Below are 3,948 nucleotides of genomic sequence, written 5' to 3' on the forward strand. Positions count from 1 at the left end.
ACAATCACGCCCGCAGGCTCAAGACCCTGCGGGGACTCACACCCTACGAATACGTCAACAAAATCCGGACGCAAGAACCACAACGATTCAAACTCGATCCGTACCAGCACATTCCGGGACTAAACAATTACGCTTACGCGCAGCGTTAATCCGCAGGGCGCTGACCCGGTACCAGGGACATCCACGTTATGAAAAAGCTCGTATTGATAACGCTTGCCAGCCTGTGGCTGTTTCCCGCGCAGACACGCGCGGCGGATGCGCAGGCGGGGCAGGAAAAATCCGCGCCCTGCGCCGCCTGCCACGGCGTTGACGGCAACAGCGTCAATCCCCAATGGCCCAAGCTCGCGGGGCAGCATCCCGAGTATATTTACAAACAGTTGCAGGACTTCAAGAGCAAGGCGCGGGCTAATGCGATCATGAACGCGCAGGCGGCCGACTTGAGCGCGCAAGACATGCGCGATCTGGCGGCTTATTTCGCGAAGCAAACCACCACTCCCGCCGCGGCCCAGAGCGACAAGTTGAAGGTCGGACAAGAGATTTACCGCGCCGGGGTGGCCGCGCGTGATGTGCCGGCGTGTATGGCGTGTCACGATCCGGGCGGGGCAGGCAATGCGGCGGCGGTGTTCCCTAAGCTTTCTTATCAGCACGCGCAATATGTCGCAGCACAGCTGCGTGCCTATCACGCGGGAGAACGCGCCAACGATCCCGCCGGGATGATGCGGGACATCGCCGGCCGCATGACTGTTGCGGAAATTGACGCGGTGGCGCAATACATCGCTGGGTTGCACCGCGTCCGGGCTGTCCCGCGCTATTGACTCGCGCATATCAGCCCGGCTTCTACCGCGCTTGGAGTGGCACCTTTGGCAGCGTGCGGAGTACGACCTGCTGTGCGTATGAAGCGCGTAGTTAGTTTTGGAATCCCTAATGATCAAGCGTCCGCGGCAGGACTGCTCGTCAGGTAGCCACTAACCTTTCTAGGAGCATTGTTATGAGAAAAATCGTTCTGGCTCTGCTGTGTGCGTTTGCCCTTAACGCGCAGGCGGCGCCGACCTTTTCCGAGGGTGAGGAGTACGATCGCATCTTGCCACCGGCGCCTACCAGTGTGCCCCCCGACAAGGTCGAAGTCGCCGAAGTGTTCTGGTACGGCTGCCCGCACTGTTACGATTTCGAGCCTTATCTCGAAAAATGGGAGCAGTCAAAACCTGAAGCTGTCGAACTGGTGCGCCTGCCGGCGACACTGAATCCAAGCTGGCTCGGACATGCACGCGCCTACTATGCACTGGAAATCATGGGTGAGGTACCACGGGTACATAAGGCCTTTTTCCAGGCGATCCACGAGCAAGGCAGATTGCTCACGGACTTAGACTCGATAACCCGATTTCTGGCTCAGCAAGGTGTGGACGAGGCTGCGTTCCGAAAAGCGTATAACTCGCGGGAGGCCAAAACCCGCCTGCAGCGCGCCGACGAATTGCAACGCAGTTACATGATCACGGGCGTCCCGTCGGTCATCGTAGACGGTCAGTACCTAACTTCAGCCAGTCAGGCCGGCAGCTACGAGAACATGCTGGCCGTCATCGATCATCTGGTAGCCATGGAGGCTGGCGCGGGCGGCGAATAAAGATCGCGCGTGTGGTGTACGGAACGGCCACACGACGCGGAATGAAAGGTTGCGCGGTGCGGTGGCAATTCGCGGCGACGGCCTGTATCTTAAACGTGACCGGCGGCGCCTAACGACCGACAACTCAAGCGGTCAACTGGCGCACCGGCAGCTTATAATCAACGCATGCAAACCGGCCCTCACGCATTGGACGCCACCCGCGACACAGCCGGTTCCACGTTGCGTCTGCTGAGTTATAACATCCAGCTCGGCATTGCCTACACCCGTTATCACCACTACCTCACGCGCAGTTGGCGGCATGTGCTGCCTTTTCATGGACGTCAGGGTAATCTGGACAGCATCGCGCGCTTTATCGACGATTTCGACATCGTGGCGTTGCAGGAGGCCGATGCCGGCAGTATGCGCAGCGACTACGTCAACCAGGTTGAATACCTGGCGCACAGCGCCGGGTTCGACAACTGGTACATTCAAACCAACCGCGATCTGGGTAACATCGCCAAGCATAGTCTGGGTTTGTTGAGCCGGCCGCGACCGAGCGAAGTCGCGGGCTATCGACTGCCCGGTCGCATTCCTGGTCGCGGTGTTATGCTGGCCCGGTATGCGTGTGGAGACAGTTCCCTGCTGGTCGGCATCGCGCATCTGTCGCTGGGTATCCGCGCGCGTCGCCTGCAACTGGCCTATCTCGCCCGCCAGGTAAGCCTGCACGAGCACGTTATTTTAATGGGCGATTTTAACTGCCGGATCGATAGCGGTGAATTTCAGGCGTTGCTGAACGACACGCACCTGTGCTCGCCGGAACGCGAACTGAACACCTTTCCAAGCTGGCTGCCCAAGCGCGGTCTGGATCATATTCTGGTCACACCCGAGCTTGTCATCGAGCACACGCATGTTTACGCCCTGGCCTATTCGGATCATTTGCCCATCGCGTTGGAAATTCGCCTGCCCGAGCAATTAACGCTCGATGTCGGCAGCCCGCGTCGATCATTCGAGATGGTCGCCCGGCACGTCTGATCCTGGGCGCGCAACCGCGCCGGCGCTCAGCTCTCCGCACGCTGCCGCTTAAGAAACAGGATCGCGGCCGCAGGCACATGTACGGACCCGAACCCTGCACCGAACGCGATCAGCCACTGCGTGCCCTGCCCATTCGTATTAGTCGTCGCCATCGCCACACCGAAAGCCACCCCGACGACCAGCAGGATCAGCCGCGAGATTAGCGTGTGCCAGGTATTTGTCGTGTGAAACGGCAGCCGCCAGTGCGCATAAACCGCCGCGCCGAGCAGCAAGGCAGTTAGCGCCAGATGGTAGAATATCGTCATTGCTAAAATTGCAAAGTGAGATTTGACGCGTGTAAGGACGCAAGCTAGGTTCCGGGCACATTTTAGCAAGTCACACCGGGATCGATTCATAGTGAATGTACCGGCCCTGGCGTCAATGATGCGGTTAGAAACTTGCTTAGGTTTCTTGCAAATCTTTCGATAAACTTCCTTCGAATACAGGAGCAAAACATGGCGGGCGCCAGCGAAAGTTATCACGAGCCAGTTGAATCATTATCCGAATCCACCCGCGACATGCACCGCGCGCTCGTGTCGCTGCAGGAAGAACTCGAAGCGGTGGACTGGTACCGTCAGCGCGCGGACGCGGCTTCCGACAAGCATCTGCGAAATATTCTGCTGCACAACATGCGCGAAGAGATGGAGCACGCCTGCATGGTGCTGGAGTGGCTGCGCCGTAACAACGACGATCTCGACGAACAGCTCAAAACCTATCTCTTCAGCAAGGGCCCCATCACAGAGGTCGAGGACGAGGCCATGTACGGCGGTGACGCCACGCCCGAAATGTCCACCGCCCGGCCCGCCGCTGAATCCACGCCGACCATGCGTCTCACGGTCGGCAGCCTGAAAGGAATGTGATCGTGCGTTATCTCAACCGCGAGTCGAACCCCTTGCCCGCGCAGGTCTGGAATGAAATCGATAACGCCGCGGTGCAGGCCATGCGCGAAGTACTCAGCGCCCGCCGCTTCATGGATCTGGAAGGCCCATACGGCGTGGGCATGACCTCGCTGGAAGTGGGCGCGGACGACTTCTGCCGGGAGCCCGCCGATGACGAGGCCGCCGCGGTGCTGAGCCGCGCCATCTCGGTGCCGATGCTGCGCAAGAACTTCAAACTCAGCATTCGGCAGGTCGAGGCGCATCTGCACATGGGGCAGCGCTTCGAATCCAGCCCCATCGAAGACGCGGCCGAGGCCGTCGCGCGCCGCGAGGAAGACTTCATCTATAACGGTTCGCCCAGCTTCGGCGTGGAGGGTCTGTTAACCGCCAGGGGTCGCAACG

General features: G+C 59.6%; 6 protein-coding genes. 5 read left to right on the top strand and 1 reads right to left on the bottom strand.

Going from position 1 to position 3,948, the window contains the following annotated elements; all coding sequences use genetic code 11:
• Positions 1-188: 188 nt before the first annotated feature.
• The 3 genes from H0V34_10695 to H0V34_10705 all read left to right on the top strand — a co-directional run bounded on the left by H0V34_10695 (position 189) and on the right by H0V34_10705 (position 2,629).
• Complete coding sequence (locus H0V34_10695; GenBank protein ID MBA2492134.1) at positions 189-815, top strand: cytochrome c4; 627 nt, start codon at positions 189-191, stop codon at positions 813-815.
• A 173-nt stretch (positions 816-988) separates the two neighbouring features.
• Positions 989-1,618, top strand: coding sequence for a thiol:disulfide interchange protein DsbA/DsbL (locus tag H0V34_10700; protein ID MBA2492135.1), 630 nt, complete (start codon positions 989-991; stop codon positions 1,616-1,618).
• Between the two features lie 165 nt (positions 1,619-1,783).
• Entirely contained in the window at positions 1,784-2,629 is an 846-nt protein-coding gene (locus H0V34_10705; protein MBA2492136.1) for an endonuclease/exonuclease/phosphatase family protein, read from the top strand.
• A 26-nt stretch (positions 2,630-2,655) separates the two neighbouring features.
• Here H0V34_10705 and H0V34_10710 read toward each other — a convergent pair whose 3' ends face one another.
• Entirely contained in the window at positions 2,656-2,934 is a 279-nt protein-coding gene (locus H0V34_10710; protein MBA2492137.1) for a hypothetical protein, read from the bottom strand.
• 189 nt (positions 2,935-3,123) lie between these two features.
• Here H0V34_10710 and H0V34_10715 point away from each other — a divergent pair, with 189 nt between their 5' ends.
• Together H0V34_10715 and H0V34_10720 are read left to right on the top strand one after the other, a co-directional pair.
• On the top strand, positions 3,124-3,528 hold the full coding sequence (locus H0V34_10715; GenBank protein ID MBA2492138.1) for a ferritin: 405 nt from the start codon (positions 3,124-3,126) through the stop codon (positions 3,526-3,528).
• Positions 3,529-3,530: 2 nt separating this feature from the next.
• Positions 3,531-3,948: encapsulin (locus tag H0V34_10720; GenBank protein MBA2492139.1), on the top strand; the 418-nt coding region annotated here is incomplete at its 3' end.

It is taken from the genome of Gammaproteobacteria bacterium, assembly GCA_013696315.1.
Taxonomy (GTDB): Bacteria; Pseudomonadota; Gammaproteobacteria; order JACCYU01; family JACCYU01; genus JACCYU01.

Bases quoted from the DNA above. Each gene is read 5' to 3' on its own strand.
- H0V34_10695 (MBA2492134.1), top strand. From the start codon at position 189: ATGAAAAAGCTCGTATTGATAACGCTTGCCAGCCTGTGGCTGTTTCCC.
- H0V34_10700 (MBA2492135.1), top strand. From the start codon at position 989: ATGAGAAAAATCGTTCTGGCTCTGCTGTGTGCGTTTGCCCTTAACGCG.
- H0V34_10705 (MBA2492136.1), top strand. From the start codon at position 1,784: ATGCAAACCGGCCCTCACGCATTGGACGCCACCCGCGACACAGCCGGT.
- H0V34_10710 (MBA2492137.1), bottom strand. From the start codon at position 2,934: ATGACGATATTCTACCATCTGGCGCTAACTGCCTTGCTGCTCGGCGCG.
- H0V34_10715 (MBA2492138.1), top strand. From the start codon at position 3,124: ATGGCGGGCGCCAGCGAAAGTTATCACGAGCCAGTTGAATCATTATCC.